A 16,248-nucleotide genomic window follows, 5' to 3' on the forward strand; every position below is an offset into this window, starting at 1 on the left:
TAGGATTGCGGTTATTTAATATCTAATCGATGTATTCCTTCGATAGCCAATAATGTCTCATAAATCTTGTCCAAACTTTTTCTTGGTGACAATGTCACTTCCATTGTTAATTCACAGTCTGTTTCATTCTCATCGCGTTTCTGTGTTACTGAAAGATTCATTGGTCGTAAACGCAGTTTTTCTAGGGCGACCAGAATGCGCGGTACACTCTGCGGTAATAATGTAATAGCAATATAATGATGCTGACCAAGCAGCCGGTTACTTAACTGGCGGAAGATTTCCAACACCACCAGCGTCATTAAGGTGCCATAAATCCCAATCTCGTACAGGCCGCTACCAATCACCAGACCAATTGCGGCGGTAACCCACATCCCCGCAGCGGTTGTTAGCCCCTTAACCATCTGTTTTTGAATCATAATGGTCCCGGCACCCAGAAAGCCCATACCACTAACAACTTGTGCTGCGACACGGCTAGGGTCAAAACTGACATGTTCTAACGTCAATAAATCCTCAAAACCATATTTAGACACAATCATAAACATGGCACTCCCAATACCCACCAATATATGTGTACGCAATCCTGCTTCTTTAGAACGCAACTGTCGTTCTATACCTATTAACCCACCGAGCGCTCCGGCTAAGGCAATTCGTAGTAGTAAATCCGTGATCATGATTATTCCTGTTTTATTTTTATGCAGACAATAGGTATTTGATTTTTAATATAATCAATATTGATTTGAATATTGTCATCACAGGCGAGTGCTGGAGTATTACGATAATTTGGCGACTTGCTGTGAACGACGCTAAATTAAATTATTGCATTTATGCTTATTTGTGTTGTGTTTTAATTATAACAGATATTATATAACGCTATATAACTCTCATGTTGGAACAAAAGAATGAAAGCATTATCTTGGTTTGTTGGCGGCGCTGTGTTCTTTTTAGCCGCTTGTAGCAGCAATGATCCAACAGATACCGCGAATTACGATGCTTATGAGCCGGTGCAGCAGGGCACCAGTGCCAATGTTCATCATAATCTCGATATGTCTAATCCCGCAGCAGTAAATTGTGCCAATGTGGGCGGTGTATTAACGATTGCCAAACAACTTAGTGGTGGCAGTATCGGGATGTGTCAATTACCTGATGGTAAGCGTTGTGAAGAGTGGGCATTAATGCGTGGTGCTTGTCCGGCACGCTAAAAAGCGATAGAGGGTTCATAAGAACACCCTATCGCTTATGCGTTAATAGATTATTGAGCGGTAATTATATTCGGGCATTGTTCGCCCTTTATCAATTGCTCAATATTCTGCATTGTTGTAGCAGAAATGCTGGTCAACGCTTCTTCGGTCAAGAATGCTTGGTGACCCGTAAATAACACATTGTGGCATGAAGAGAGACGGCGGAAAACGTCATCCTGAATCACGTCATTAGATTTGTCTTCAAAGAACAAATTGCGCTCGTTTTCATAAACGTCCAGACCGAGTGAGCCAATTTTTTGCTGCTTCAAGGCGTCGATTGCTGCCGTTGAATCAATCAAGCCACCGCGACTGGTATTGATGATCATCACACCGTCTTTCATTTGATCAAATGCTTGTTTATTGAGCAAGTGATGGTTTTCTGGCGTCATCGGGCAGTGCAGAGAAATCACATCAGATTCGGCATACAAAGTTTTAAGATCGACATATTCAGCACCCAATTCCAATGCTTGTGCACTTGGATAGGGGTCAAAAGCCAGCAGACGCATCCCAAAGCCTTTCAGAATCCGCATGGTCGCCACGCCAATTTTACCGGTGCCGATAATCCCCGCCGTGCGGTTATGCATATTGAAGCCAATCAGACCTTCCAGCGAGAAGTTGGCATCACGAGTACGCTGATAAGCACGATGAATTCGACGGTTAAGGCTCATCATCATACCCACGGTATGTTCAGCCACCGCTTCTGGCGAGTACGCTGGGACACGAACGACTTGAATACCCAATTCTTTGGCCGCGTCCAAATCAACATTATTAAAGCCAGCACAGCGTAGCGCCAGAATCGTAACACCCGCTTCTTTCAATTCTGTTAATGTCTCACGGCAAGCATCATCGTTGACGAAAATACAGACCGCTTCACAACCCGCAGCCATTTTTGCTGTTTTGGGGGTCAACAGAAAATCGAAAAACTCTAATTCAAAGCCAAAATCTTTGTTGACCAATTCGAGGTATTTGCGGTCATACTGTTTAGTGCTGTAAACGGCTAATTTCATCATGAATACTCCGCTAAAATATTGTGATCAATCTAACAGATTTGAATAAATCATACAATTTGCGACAATAATAAGTTCAATAAGGCTTGTAACATTCTCATGCCAATGAGGTAAGGTTTTTATTCCGTTTTTCAATGGCAACAGGTCTATTCGGGCTACAAGGTTAGCTATATTGATTATGGTATCTCGCGGCAGTTTAGGCTGCAGTGATTAAAGCACACCGGAAATCATGGTGGGTATAAAACAAGGCAAGTCATGGCTAAATGCGCAAAAATAGTGGGTTGGTTGTTATTAATCAGCGCAGTGTCTCTGATGATACTCTGGAAAACTCTACCGCAGTGGTTACCGAAAGTTGCACATTTTTGGCTGCCTGCGGGTAGTCAGCTCATTTTAACCCACCCTCCGGTCTGGAAAGCCCGGGCCTTGCTAATCCCACAACTGCGCTATCAAGTGCAAGACTGCACCCTCGCGAATGTTGACCAATTGAGTATAGGTTATCATCAAGACCGCTGGCAGCTTGGGGCAAATCAGGTTGCTTTGGATACAGCTTGTTTGAGCCAATTGCCCCGTAGCGACGAGAGTGCCCCGCAAGATTTGGCGTACTGGCAACAGCAGTTATCCATGCTGGATGTGAATATCGCCAATCTGCAAATCACGCCGTGGCAGCAATATGCGGGTAAATTGACGCTGACCTCACCGGATAAGCAGAAGCTGATTCAAGAACTGCATTATCAAGGCCAACAATTGCGCTTTTCTGCCACTCTGGACCAAGCACAACAGCTTAGTGTGCATCAACTCTCTATTGCGGTGCCCGGTACACCACAACCCTTCGAACTGAGCGGGAAAATCAAAATTCCATTATCAATGGATGATTGGCCTGAGCAGGGTGCACTCAATGGAATACTGACAACGGGGTATTTGTCTAAACCCCTCTTGCTGAATTTAAGCTGGCAACAACAACAGGGTGTTTTGACATTAACTGAGCGGGGTGATGATTCGCCACTTGCTCGTCTACCGTGGCACGTTTCACCCAACAGTATTCAGATTACAGGGGGGCAATGGCAATGGCCGTATACCCTGCAACCGTTAAGTGGTGGCATTAATCTTACTTTGCATGACTGGGATCAGGGGTTAGACCAAACATTGATTGATGCTCGCATTAATGTGATTACCTCAGGGGCTAGTGGTAAAGGCAATGCTGTCCTGACCTTGGGGCCGGGTAACTTGAGCCTGACAAACAGTGATTTAAAGTTCCAGCTAAGTGGGCAGGCTAATTTGGAAAGGATGGTGCTAAATGCCACCATCCCAGGTTTACTTAGCGGTTCGGTACTCAATCCGACGTGGGTACTGCATCCTGGCGCGCTACTACGTGCTCATGGCAATGTCACCCCAGAATTGCGTATCAGAGATGCTCGTTGGCCTTTAGCTGGCGTTAAGGTGACCGCCGCAGGTGTGACGGGCCGCCTGCAGGCGATTGTGGATGCGCAGGACAGTTATTGGGGTAACTTCAATGTCCACCTTGATGGGCGAGCGCAAGAATTTTGGCCAGACAAAGGGGATTGGCAGTGGCGGTATTGGGGGAATGGCCGCCTACCACCACTGGCGGCGCGTTGGGATATGGGGGGGCATGGGCGTTGGCAGGGGTCACTGATAACAGTGGAGAAACTGTCGACCGGTTTTGACCGTCTGGAGTATGGTGTTGCTAAGGTGGAGGCACCGCGGCTCACCTTAGTGAAGCCACTGAGCTGGCAGCGTGACCATCATCATCCAGCCTTCATTGCCGGATTTGAACTGAGTGCTAAAAAAGTGGCGTTTAGTGATGGTGGAGGCTATCTGCCACCAACAGTATTATCACTGCAATTCAATGGGCGAGACCCCGACAGTTTCTTGTGGCAAGGAAAATTACAGGCTCAGGCGATCGGGCCAATATCACTTAACGGTCGCTGGGATGGTGAGCGGTTACGTGGTGAAGGCTGGTGGCCAAAACAGTCACTAACTGTATTCCAACCACTTATCTCACCTGATTTGGGTATTAAGCTGCGTGATGGGGAACTGTATGCTCAGGCCGCTTTTTCCGCAGCCCGAGAGCAAGGATTTAAAGCGGGCGGACACTGGGTAGTGAAACATGGTGGGATGTGGCTGAAAGACGGTGAAATGAGCGGGCTGGATTTCGTTATGTCGTACCGTTTACAGGATAGTCACTGGCAGCTAGGGGCGAAAGAGCCGGTGACGTTACGCATCGCCTCAGTCACTAATTTGTTTGAAATGCAAAACATTACCGCCAATCTGCAAGGGACCTTCCCTTATTCAGAAAAAGCCCCATTGACCTTAAGCAACGTGGGTATGGATATTCTAAAAGGCCACTTAAGTTTATCTGCATTACGTATACCGCAACATGATGCTGCCGTGTTGAAATTAACCGGCATTGACTTAAGTGAGCTGTTTACTGTGCTCAAGCCCAAGCAATTTGCCATGTCGGGTAAAGTGAACGGCGAGTTGCCTTTGTATCTCAATAACCCGCAGTGGTTGGTGCATAATGGCTGGATTGCTAATGATGGGATGGTGACGCTGCGTCTGGATCAGGAGCTGGCAAACTCAATTAGTGAGAGCAACTTTGTCGCCGGAGCGGCGATTGACTGGTTGCGCTATATGGAGATTTACCAATCTTATGCCACCGTGAATTTGGATAACTTAGGGGAATTAACATTACTTTCAAAGATTCATGGTGTAAATACGCAGAAAAACTCAAAACGAGAGATAGTATTAAATTATCGACACGAGGAAAATGTGTTCCAACTCTGGCGTAGTCTGAGGTTTGGTGACAATTTACAAGAATGGTTACAGCAAACTATCTCGTTACAACCAAACATTTCGTTAAAACCAACAGTAATACCTGCGAGGGCGAAGGAATGAAGATCTTAACATGGGAACGTATCGCCATAGTGCTGGGTATTTTTCTGCTCAGTGGTTGTTTACGCCTTGAGGTAGCGACGCCTGAAAAACCTATCACGATTAATATGAACGTCAAGATTGAGCATGAAATCCAGATCCGAGTGGATAAAGATGTGGAAAATTTGCTTAAAAATCAATCCAATTTATTCTAAGGAGCCATAATGAAAAAGAATACTTCAAGTTGGATTGGTGGCAAGCAACGTTGGTTCAAGGCGATATTGAGTGGCGTTGTGTTAAGCACCAGTTTGCTGTTTAGCATGGGGGCTTTTGCACTCACCTTAGAGCAGGCAAAGCAGCAGGGCCGAGTGGGTGAAACACTCAATGGGTATTTGGCCCCAGTGAAAAAAGATGCTGAAACGCTGGCGTTGGTGGAGCAAATCAATATCGCCAGAACCGAAAAATATCAGGAAGTGGCGCAGAGAAATCATATTTCAATTGAGGATGTAGCCAAGGTGGCGGGGCAAAAATTGGTTGCTCGCGCGGGGCCTGGGGAATATGTGCGTGGTATTAACGGGCAGTGGATAAAACGTTGACGATAGCTTCAAGTTGATAAAAAGCGCCCGTTTTATACGGGCGTTTTTTTATGGCAAAAGTGATCAGTTCCAACACAACATAACGGTTTAACGTTCAGCTTGTAAGCTGGCTGCTGCGGGATGCCCGCTGAGGCTATTGAGCGTCTCTTTGCGGTAATAGGTATCTTCGTGGCCCGGTTGTTCGACTTTGACAATCAGGGTCAGCACTGCAGCAATCAAGTAGAGGGCAGTATAGACCCACACGACACCGACGATATCGAAGAAGGGTAGCACCAGTGATGCTATGGCGGGAGCGGCAAAATTACTCAGTCCCGCAGACAGGTTATAAATCGAAATAGCCGCACCTTTGTGTTCTGGCTCCAACACGGGGAAGACGGCGGTCATGGGGACGAAGGCTGCAACAGTGATGCCTAACATGACCGCAGGGATCAGTGCGGCCCAGAAATTATGCCCGAAGTGAACGGGAATATAGTAGAACGCCAGGCTGGAAAGGGCACAGCCAATGCAACCAAACCAACGCACTTGCCGCATCCAACCAATTTTTTCCCCTAAAATCCCCCACATAATATTGGTGAATATGGTCACGAAGAAGAATACCGCCCAGATTTGCAGCCATTCGGACATGGTAAAACCGAGACGACCAACAAACAGGATGGGCATGATAACGGCGAAACCAAACAGCGATAACGTGTTGATGATGCGGATCAGGCAAGATAAGAAAATATTTTTATTGGTAAATAAAATTGTTACTGCCCGCGACAATTCTTTTATTTTCTCTTTATTGGAAAGTGCAGCTTTCGGGCTGGCAGTGCCAACATTACGCAGCAATATCAATGCCATCATGCCACCCATCGTGACCCAAACAATGGCAAACCACAGAGTGCCTGTTTCGCCAATCATTGGGATGGTGAAGCTAGGCAAATAGCTGCCAACTACGCCAATCCCGATAGAATACATTGCCCAGAACCATCCCATGGCAGAAGAGAGCTGTTGCTTGGGGACGTTTTGCACGATAAGCATGACAAACGAATAAATAAACAGTGGATAAGCCAGACCACGAATACCGTAAAACAGCAGCATCAGCGGGTAGCTTTTGATGCCTAGGCCAAACACCATAAACAGGCAATGCATCACCACCCAAAGGATAAAACCAATCCGCATGGCGCGCTGCGGCGTAATGATTTCGGCCACTACACCAGAGCTCCAAGCCGCTATTGCGGCGGCTAAGCCATAAATAGTAAACACAAAAGCCGATTGGGCTGGGGAAAAGCCCATATCGGTAATATGTTTAGATAAAAAGGCCATTTCAAAACCATCGCCGCTCATAAAAATGGCAATGGCAATGTAACCCCAGAACAAATTCATCGGCAAACCAAACCAATGGGTAGGTTTTTTTTGCATGGCAAGTTCCTTTGGCGCATGAGCGCTAGCTTATTGTTTATAAGTACATTGAGTTTGTAGGGACAGCGAATCTGTATTTACTTTGATAATGATTGGCGTAGTTGCCTTTGCTGTTGATAGAGCAATCGGTAGCGTTCAAGGCGGACGAATAAGGCATCCTGCCGGTTAATGTCAGGCACAAACCGCTGATCGACTTGCGGTTTAGTGCACACTCGCTCTTCATTACCGCCAGCCGCCAGCCAGCCTAAACGTGCTGCGCCTAAAGCCCCGCCAGCCTCACCGCCACTGTGAGTAACAATCGGTAAGTTAAGGGTGTCCGCCATCAGTTGCCCCCACCATGCACTGCGAGCACCGCCTCCAATCAGAGAGGCTTGAGTTAACTGAGTGCCTGCGTCTTGCAATACTTTCAAGCCATCGGCGATACCGAAAGTGACGCCCTCAAGCACCGCATACCCGAGTGCGGCACGATCGGTTGCATGGGTCATGCCATGGAATGCCCCAGTGGCTAAAGGATCGTTATGGGGGGTACGTTCACCGGACAGATATGGCAGGAAAATCGGTGCGAGTCGTTGCTCTGCTCGGCTCAATTGGGCTATCTCTGACAGCAGAGTGGTTTCATTGGTCCCCAGCAACTGGCATAACCAGCGCAGGGCGCTGGCTGCCGTTAACATCACGCTCATTTGATGCCAACGATGTGGCAACGCATGACAAAAGGCATGCACGGCAGATTGCGGATTCGGACGGTAGCAATCATTGACGGCGAACAATACTCCAGATGTACCTAAGGAGATAAAACCATCACCAGGATTGATAGCGCCAATCCCAACAGCACTGGCTGCGTTATCGCCGCCACCGCCCGCAATGACCACGTTATCAGATAAGCCCCACTCACGGGCAATATCAGATTTCAGATAGCCGCTAGGCTCATTCCCCTCAATTAATCGCGGCATCATATCGCGTGACAGCCCGCAAGCTGCCAGCAAGGTGTCAGACCAGTCTCGTTTGGCCACATCTAGCCACAATGTACCGGCTGAGTCGGACATGTCGCTGACTTTGTCGTCACTCATCATCCAGCGCAGATAATCTTTGGGCAGGAGAACGGTTGCCAGTTGAGAGAAAATTTCAGGTTCATGACGAGCAACCCACAGCAGCTTCGGTGCGGTAAAACCGGGCATCGCCAGATTGCCAGCAATTTGATGTAACTGTGGCGCATTGCGAGTCAGCTCTTCACACTCTCGTGCGCAGCGAGCGTCATTCCACAAAATAGCTGGGCGTAAAATGCGATCTTCTCGGTTGAGCAAGACCGCACCGTGCATTTGTCCTGACAGACCAATCGCAAGAATCTCTCCCCAGCGCTGCGGTATTTTATGCCGAAGGCGACCAATCACGCGTTGCGTGGCTTGCCACCAATCTATCGGATTTTGCTCTGACCATAGCGGATGCGGGCGCTGAACAGTGAGAGGTTCGCCCTCACTGGCCATAATTTGCCCTTGGTCATCAATAACCATGGCTTTAATTTCTGATGTGCCCAAATCAAGTCCCAGATACATAGCCACTCCTTGTCGATGATTAACGGTTAGCTAAAACCCAGGCATTTACCCGGTCAATGGATTGACGTAACAGTTGTTCAAACTGACTGTCGCTGGCGAGCGGGCCAAACAGTTTGCTGTCACGGGCAAACAAACCGACCGGGTCAGTTGATTGGAACATGGCGTGAACGGCAGACGCATCCAAAATGCCATCTTGGTATTCATATGGCAGAGTGCCTTGATGCCAACTTTCCATAAAGACAAAGAACAGGGCGGGTAACATGGCTGTCGCTGCGGGTTGACTGCCACGCTGATAGCACTCGATTAATGTTGGTGTAATGAATCCCGGGATTTTGGAGAAACCATCGGCAGCGACGCGTTGGTTAGTGTCGCGGATATACGGGTTACTGAAACGGTCCAATACGACATCACGATAATTGGCTAAATCTAAGGGGCTGGGTGACAGTGATGGGATCACGTCCTGAGTGACATAGTCATAAGCCATCTGGCGAATAGCGTCAGTTTGAGTGCTTTCATGAATATAATTTTGCCCGATCAAGGTTCCTGCCCAGGCGATACAGCTGTGGCTGGCATTGAGAATACGAATTTTTGCTTCTTCGTAGGGTAGGACAGACTCCACCATTTCGACGCCAACGTTCTCAAGTGCTGGGCGTCCAGCAATAAAATCATCTTCAATCACCCACTGGATGAATGATTCACCCATCACTGGGACTTTATCGGCAAAACCGGTTTGCTCCAGCACCCGCGGGGCGATGTCGGCGGAAGGACGGGGGGTAATGCGGTCAACCATGGTATTTGGGCTACGAGTTTGACTGCTGGCCCAACTGAGCAAACTCTGCTGATCGCGTAGGGCAAGAAACTCCAGCAGACAATGGCGGAAGCGTTCACCATTATGGCGCAGGTTATCACAGTTGAGCAGCGTTACCGGGCCACACTGTTTCTGTTGGCGTTGCAGTAAAATACGGCTAATGGCCCCGTAAATCGTCCGGCAATCCCCTTTGAGATCCGCCTGAATATCGGCATTATCTTGCTGTAAATTAAATTGATTATCTAAGTAGTAGCCACTTTCTGTCACGGTAAAAGAAATAACGCGGGTTTCTGGCTGGCTACCTTGTTCAACCAGATGGTTGAGTTCTTTATCCCAAGGAATGATGTTACGCAGTGATGTGATTTTCTCGTACTGACGCTCACCGGCAGGAGTGACAGTTTCCAATACGTACTCGCCCTTTTGGGCCTGAAGTGCTGCAAGTAAGGGGGCGGCATCATCACGAATATTCGCCAGTGCAATAGACCAGCGGTTATCACCCATAGCCAGCAAGCGGTGCAGATACCAAGCCTGATGGGCGCGATGGAAAGAGCCAGCACCAATATGTAGCCACACAGCAGGGGATGAGTTCAGCTCAGTGTTCATTATGTGTTCTCCGCAATCACAGTAGGCATTAATATAAAATTGAGCATAAGCCCTTTTATTGGGCATTTGCTCTGATTGCGTTAGGTTAGTGTAACTTTTGCCCTTTAGATGGGCTTTAGCTCACATAATTGACAGCAGAGGTAAAAATCTGACAAAGAGCAGCGTAAAATGATTAACATGATGACTTCACACGCAGATACCCACGCAGATAATCCCATGCATAAAAGTGATAAAAAATTGGATCAAGCGGCCAGAGCGGCTTGGATGTATTACGTTGCCGGGCAGACTCAACATGAAATTGCTGACGCACTGGGGGTTTCACGCCAAGTCGCACAGCGGCTGGTGGCTTGTGCGATTGATAATGGCTTGGTCAATGTCAGCATTGCTCATCCCGTTGGTCGCTGTATGGCTTTGGCTGATCAATTGCAAAAACAGTATGGTTTGCATCAGTGCCATGTGGTCCCCAGCTTAGGGATGGACAGCGCGGGGATTCAGCGGGCGATTGCCGTAGTCGGAGCGGAGGTGATGGCGCAATTTCTGCGACAAGAGCAACCGCTGGTCATTGGCGTGGGGTCAGGGCGTAGCCTGAAAGCCGCCATTGATGAGTTGCCAGATTTTGAGCGCCCACAGCACAGTTGTGTTTCACTTATCGGGGCAATTGCCTCGGATGGTTCTTGTACTCGTTATGACGTCCCACTGTGGATGGCCGAGAAAACACAAGGTCGCTATTTTATTTTGCCTGCACCGCTGTTTGCCGATAGTGCGGCTGATCGCGACTTGTGGTGCAACCACCGTATTTATCGCACAGTGACAGAAAAAGCCGCCCTGGCCGATGTCACCTTTATCGGTATTGGCTCCATGGGGTATCACTGTCCGCTGCACAAAGATGGTTTTATCTCTGAGCAGGATGTGGATGTGCTGATGGCATCAAATGTGGTGGCAGAAATGTTAGGCAATTTTATCGATATCAAGGGTCAGCGTGTTAGTTACGAATTAGATAGTCGTTTAACCAGCGTCAGCCTGCGTATTCAGCCAGAAAAACCGGTAATTGCCATCGCGGGAGGCAAGGAGAAACACAATGCTATTAAAGCAGCGCTGAGTGGTCATTGGGTAAATGGGTTGGTGACCGATGAAGAGAGCGCAATGGCATTGTTGGCTGAGGTATGAGATTTCAGGACATAAAAAAGCACGCCCGAAAGCGTGCAATTCTTAACATTGGGTAAAACGAGGGTAATACAAGGTTACTTCAGTCGTGCATTAACGGAGACACCCGTCAGTGCGCGAAAGTTATCCACTAAGCGCTAACAACCTGAGTCAATAACTCTTTGGCATCGGCTTGGGCTTTAGTTGCCACTTCAGGACCATAAGCGATACCTTCAGCGAACACGAACTCAACATCGGTTATCCCGATAAAGCCTAAGAACAGACGCAGGTAAGGGACCACCAGATCAGTTGGGGTATCTTTGTGAATCCCACCACGGCTGGTCAGAATAATGGCACGTTTGCCGGTAATCAGACCTTCAGGGCCTTTTTCGGTGTAACGGAAAGTTACGCCAGCACGAGCAATCAGGTCAAAATAGTTCTTCAACTGTGTCGGGATGTTGAAGTTGTACATCGGTGCGGCCATAACAATCACGTCATTGGCCTGCAATTGGGCAATCAGTTCATCAGACAGCGCCAGAGCTTCTTGTTGACGTGGTGTCAGTGTTGCATCTGAAGGGCGCAAAGCACCAACCAGCTCGCCATCTAATACCGGAATCGGTTGAGCTGCCAGATCACGTACCGTGATTTCATCATCAGGGTGAGCGGCTTGCCATTGTTCAACAAAAAAATCAGCCAGTTGGTTAGACTGTGAATAAGTTGCCAGGATGCTTGATTTCAGGACCAGAACTTTGCTCATCGTAATTCCTTAAAAGGTAACAGAGACTTAGGCGATACGCCCTTTCAATGGAATACACTTTATTGATCTTTTTCTATCAGTGATAGCGCAATATTTTGCGTTCTTTGTTCGATTTTATTGAATGATGATAATCAGATAGCCAATATCGGCTGGGTTACGGCGCAAACTCTGACTGTGTTACCATATTAGGCAAGATTTATATCACTAAAAGCTATGGGTTACTCACCGCCTGTTCGTCGGTAAAAAATGACTACCTATTAATAAAAAATATCGGCTAATCAATTTCATAGCATAAAATCATTGGGCTGAAACCGTCGGTGGCAGCCGCATCGTAACAAGGAACACTGAACGTGAAATCTTCACTCGCAGCATTATCTTCCCAACTCGGTGAGTTGATGCTTCGTGACCAACAGCGCATGCGGCGTCGGCTGCAAGGCGCACGAAAAGTCAATAATCCTGAGGCCATCGAGGCCATTTCTCGCGAAATCGAAACTGAAATAGCCACTGCGATGCAGCGTGTTATCAGCCGTCGAGCAGCCTGTCCAGCGATCACTTATCCCGAAAACTTACCCGTCAGCCAGAAGAAACAAGATATTTATAATGCCATTCGTGACCATCAAGTTGTTATCGTCGCGGGGGAAACGGGATCGGGTAAAACCACACAGTTGCCAAAGATCTGCTTGGAGTTGGGGCGCGGTGTCAAAGGTGTGATTGGCCATACTCAGCCGCGGCGTTTGGCAGCTCGAACAGTGGCAAACCGTATTGCTGATGAGCTAGATACCCCCCTTGGCGGCTGTGTTGGTTATAAAGTCCGTTTTAATGATCAGGTGGGTGAGAACACGCTGGTTAAGTTAATGACCGACGGTATTTTGCTGGCCGAAATCCAGCAAGATCGCCTGCTGATGCAATATGACACCTTAATTATTGATGAGGCGCATGAGCGCAGCCTAAATATCGATTTCATTTTAGGATACTTGCGTGAGTTATTACCAAAACGCCCTGATTTAAAAGTCATTATTACCTCCGCAACTATCGATCCGCAGCGTTTCTCCAAGCACTTCAACAATGCACCGATTATTGAAGTGTCTGGTCGCACTTATCCCGTGGAAGTGCGTTATCGCCCTATAGTGGATGATGCCGACGACGTTGAGCGGGATCAACTTCAGGCTATTTTCGATGCTGTCGATGAGTTAGGACGTGAAAGCCCCGGTGATATTCTGATCTTTATGAGCGGTGAACGTGAAATTCGTGACACCGCCGACGCGCTAATAAAACAAAATTTACCGCATACCGAGGTACTGCCACTTTACGCCCGCCTATCAAATAGCGAGCAAAATAGAGTGTTTCAGTCCCATCACGGACGGCGAATTGTGCTGGCGACGAACGTTGCGGAAACGTCACTGACAGTACCCGGGATCAAATATGTTATCGATCCCGGTACGGCCCGTATTAGCCGCTACAGTTTTCGTACCAAGGTGCAGCGGCTACCGATTGAGCCGGTTTCTCAAGCCTCGGCTAATCAACGTAAAGGTCGCTGTGGCCGTGTCTCTGACGGTATTTGTATTCGTCTTTATTCTGAGCAGGATTTCCTTTCACGCCCTGAATTTACCGATCCTGAGATTCTACGTACTAACTTGGCGTCAGTTATTCTGCAAATGACCTCACTGGGTCTGGGCGATATTGCGGCATTTCCATTTGTTGAAGCCCCAGATAAACGCAATATTCAAGATGGCGTGCGGTTGCTGGAAGAGTTGGGCGCGATACAGACTGCGAGTAATGGTCATCAGCAATTAACACCGTTGGGTCGTCAATTGGCGCAACTGCCTGTCGATCCACGGCTAGCCCGCATGGTACTTGAAGCGCAGAAGAGTGGTAGTGTGCGGGAGTTAATGATCATCACTTCGGCTCTGTCCATTCAGGATCCACGCGAACGCCCGATGGACAAACAACAGGCCTCAGATGAAAAACATCGTCGTTTTGCCGATAAAGACTCTGATTTCCTCGCGTTTGTGAACTTGTGGGATTACCTGAAAGAGCAACAAAAAGAGCTGTCTTCAGCGCAGTTTCGTAAATTGTGTCGCAGTGATTTCTTGAATTATCTGCGGGTACGCGAATGGCAGGATATTTATACCCAGCTACGTCAGGTTGTGAAAGAACTGGGGATCCCGGTTAACAGCGTGGCGGCCGATTATCGTAGCGTACATACAGCAATACTGACCGGGCTATTATCCCATATTGGCCAGAAAGATGTGGATAAACAAGAGTATACCGGCGCACGGAATGCGCGATTTGCTATTTTCCCTGGCTCAGGTTTATTCAAAAAACCACCCAAGTGGTGCATGGTGGCAGAATTAGTTGAAACCAGCCGTTTATGGGGCCGTATTGCTGCACGTATTGAACCCGAGTGGATTGAACCTTTAGCACAGCATTTGGTTAAACATCACTATAGCGATCCACATTGGGAGAAAGCGCAAGGAGCGGTGATGGCCAGCGAGAAAGTGACCCTATTCGGGTTGCCAGTGGTGGTTGACCGCAAAATAAATTATGGCCCGATCGATCCGCCGCTTTGCCGTGAATTGTTCATCCGCCACGGATTGGTCGAAGGGGATTGGCAAACACGCCATGCTTTCTTCCGAGCCAATTTAAAGTTACTGGCTGAAGTCGAAGAGCTGGAGCATAAATCTCGCCGCCGCGATATTCTGGTTGATGATGAGACACTGTTTAACTTCTATGATCAGCGCATTGGTCGTGATGTTATTTCTGCTCGTCATTTTGATAGCTGGTGGAAGAAAACTAGTCAAACCCAGCCAGAATTGTTGAATTTTGAAAAAACCATGCTGATTAAGGATGGTGCGAACAAAGTGAGTCCGCTGGATTACCCGAATTTTTGGTATCAAGGCTCGCTGAAACTGCGGCTTTCCTATCAATTTGAACCGGGTACTGATGCTGATGGGGTGACGGTACATATTCCATTGCCTATTTTAAATCAGGTTCAAGAGCAGGGCTTCGATTGGCAAATCCCAGGAATTCGCCGTGAATTGGTGATAGCACTGATCAAGTCATTACCAAAACCAGTTCGGCGAAATTTTGTCCCCGCACCAAATTATGCCGAAGCATTCCTGGCCCGTGCTACGCCACTGGAAACCGGTCTGTTGGATGCCTTAGAGCGCGAGTTAAGGCGCATGACGGGCGTGACGGTGTCACGTGAAAGTTGGCAGTGGGAACAAGTCCCCGATCATCTGAAAATGACGTTCCGCGTGGTAGATGATAAGAACCGGACACTCCGCGAAGGAAAAGATCTGGCCGCGTTGAAATTGCAGTTACAAGACAAAGTTCAGGAAACGCTCTCTGCTGTTGCTGATGATGGCATTGAACAAAGTGGTCTACACATCTGGAGTTTTGGTTCTTTGCCTGAGTGCTATGAACAGCGCCGTGGTGGGTACGAAGTAAAAGCCTACCCAGCATTGGTGGACGAAAAAGACAGTGTCGCCATTCGCTTGTTTGATACAGAATCTCAGCAGCAACAAGCGATGTGGCAGGGGACTCGACGTCTATTGCTATTGAATATTCCATCTCCAATTAAGTATTTACATGAAAAGCTGCCGAATAAATCCAAGCTCGGTCTCTATTTTAATACTTATGGCAAAGTGATGGATTTGATTGATGATTGCATCGCTTGTGGGGTCGATAAGCTCGTGGCCCAATATGGTGGTCCAGTCTGGCAAGAGGCAGATTTTGCCCGTTTACAAGAAAAAGTTCGTGCTGAACTGAATGAAACGGTTGTTGATATTGCCAAGCAAGTTGAGCAGATCCTTACTACAGTCTTCAGTATTAATAAGCGACTGAAAGGCCGGGTAGATATCTCGCAGGCCTTAGCACTCTCAGACATCAAAGCACAACTTAGCGGCCTAATTTACCGTGGTTTTGTGACCAATAACGGCTGGAAACGTTTGCCGGATACGCTACGTTATTTGCAGGCGATTGAACGACGAATGGAAAAGTTGGCAGTCGACCCACACCGCGATCGCGCGCAAATGCAGCGAGTGGAGCATGTACAGCAGATGTGGCAACAATGGCTTAATAAATTGCCACCGAAACGCCAGCAAGATGATGATGTTAAAGATGTTCGTTGGATGATTGAGGAACTGCGTGTCAGCTTATTTGCCCAGCAATTAGGCACACCGTATCCCATTTCCGACAAGCGTATTTTACAAACCATGGAACAGCTTTCTGCCTAATTAATAATGTCTCCGCGC

Annotated in this window: 12 protein-coding genes; 6 read left to right on the forward strand and 6 right to left on the reverse strand. The window is 47.8% G+C overall.

Annotated elements, in window-relative coordinates; all coding sequences use genetic code 11:
* Positions 1–11: 11 nt before the first annotated feature.
* The gene (locus tag ACIOG0_RS10870; protein WP_050097630.1) at positions 12–671 is read right to left on the reverse strand and encodes an MgtC/SapB family protein; all 660 of its coding nucleotides are present in this window, start codon (positions 669–671) and stop codon (positions 12–14) included.
* A 228-nt stretch (positions 672–899) separates the two neighbouring features.
* On the opposite strand from ACIOG0_RS10870, the gene ACIOG0_RS10875 reads away from it, so the two are divergent.
* On the forward strand, positions 900–1,199 hold the full coding sequence (locus ACIOG0_RS10875) for a DUF333 domain-containing protein (protein ID WP_128451684.1): 300 nt from the start codon (positions 900–902) through the stop codon (positions 1,197–1,199).
* 50 nt (positions 1,200–1,249) lie between these two features.
* Here ACIOG0_RS10875 and ACIOG0_RS10880 read toward each other — a convergent pair whose 3' ends face one another.
* The gene (locus ACIOG0_RS10880) at positions 1,250–2,245 is read right to left on the reverse strand and encodes a 2-hydroxyacid dehydrogenase (protein ID WP_050097760.1); all 996 of its coding nucleotides are present in this window, start codon (positions 2,243–2,245) and stop codon (positions 1,250–1,252) included.
* A gap of 255 nt (positions 2,246–2,500) precedes the next feature.
* Between ACIOG0_RS10880 and ACIOG0_RS10885 the strand changes: the two genes are divergently transcribed.
* Genes ACIOG0_RS10885 through ACIOG0_RS10895 form a run of 3 tightly spaced genes read left to right on the forward strand, consistent with a single transcriptional unit; the run spans position 2,501 to position 5,730 of the window.
* A complete protein-coding gene (locus ACIOG0_RS10885; protein ID WP_050097632.1) occupies positions 2,501–5,158 on the forward strand; it encodes a YdbH family protein in 2,658 nt (885 codons plus the stop codon).
* On the forward strand, positions 5,155–5,349 hold the full coding sequence (locus ACIOG0_RS10890) for a YnbE family lipoprotein (protein WP_050097633.1): 195 nt from the start codon (positions 5,155–5,157) through the stop codon (positions 5,347–5,349). Before ACIOG0_RS10885 ends, ACIOG0_RS10890 begins: the two co-directional genes overlap by 4 nt.
* A gap of 9 nt (positions 5,350–5,358) precedes the next feature.
* A complete protein-coding gene (locus ACIOG0_RS10895; RefSeq protein ID WP_050097634.1) occupies positions 5,359–5,730 on the forward strand; it encodes a YdbL family protein in 372 nt (123 codons plus the stop codon).
* A gap of 87 nt (positions 5,731–5,817) precedes the next feature.
* Here the strand turns inward: ACIOG0_RS10895 and ACIOG0_RS10900 are convergent, their stop codons facing one another.
* The 3 genes from ACIOG0_RS10900 to dalD all read right to left on the reverse strand — a co-directional run bounded on the left by ACIOG0_RS10900 (position 5,818) and on the right by dalD (position 10,092).
* Entirely contained in the window at positions 5,818–7,131 is a 1,314-nt protein-coding gene (locus tag ACIOG0_RS10900) for an MFS transporter (RefSeq protein ID WP_050097635.1), read from the reverse strand.
* A gap of 77 nt (positions 7,132–7,208) precedes the next feature.
* A complete protein-coding gene (gene xylB, locus ACIOG0_RS10905) occupies positions 7,209–8,681 on the reverse strand; it encodes a xylulokinase (protein ID WP_050139561.1) in 1,473 nt (490 codons plus the stop codon).
* A gap of 19 nt (positions 8,682–8,700) precedes the next feature.
* A complete protein-coding gene (dalD, locus tag ACIOG0_RS10910) occupies positions 8,701–10,092 on the reverse strand; it encodes a D-arabinitol 4-dehydrogenase (protein WP_050097637.1) in 1,392 nt (463 codons plus the stop codon).
* A 216-nt stretch (positions 10,093–10,308) separates the two neighbouring features.
* Here dalD and ACIOG0_RS10915 point away from each other — a divergent pair, with 216 nt between their 5' ends.
* Positions 10,309–11,259 (forward strand): sugar-binding transcriptional regulator, encoded by a 951-nt coding sequence (locus ACIOG0_RS10915; protein ID WP_050097761.1) that lies wholly within the window; start codon positions 10,309–10,311, stop codon positions 11,257–11,259.
* Between the two features lie 127 nt (positions 11,260–11,386).
* On the opposite strand, the gene azoR is transcribed toward ACIOG0_RS10915, so the two are convergent.
* Positions 11,387–11,992, reverse strand: a complete 606-nt coding sequence (gene azoR / locus ACIOG0_RS10920) for an FMN-dependent NADH-azoreductase (protein ID WP_050139559.1) — start codon at positions 11,990–11,992, stop codon at positions 11,387–11,389.
* Positions 11,993–12,342: 350 nt separating this feature from the next.
* On the opposite strand from azoR, the gene hrpA reads away from it, so the two are divergent.
* The gene (gene hrpA, locus ACIOG0_RS10925; RefSeq protein WP_404705039.1) at positions 12,343–16,230 is read left to right on the forward strand and encodes an ATP-dependent RNA helicase HrpA; all 3,888 of its coding nucleotides are present in this window, start codon (positions 12,343–12,345) and stop codon (positions 16,228–16,230) included.
* Positions 16,231–16,248 lie beyond the last annotated feature (18 nt).

Origin of the sequence: Yersinia vastinensis (assembly GCF_044905075.1) — a bacterium.
Lineage (GTDB): Bacteria > Pseudomonadota > Gammaproteobacteria > Enterobacterales > Enterobacteriaceae > Yersinia > Yersinia vastinensis.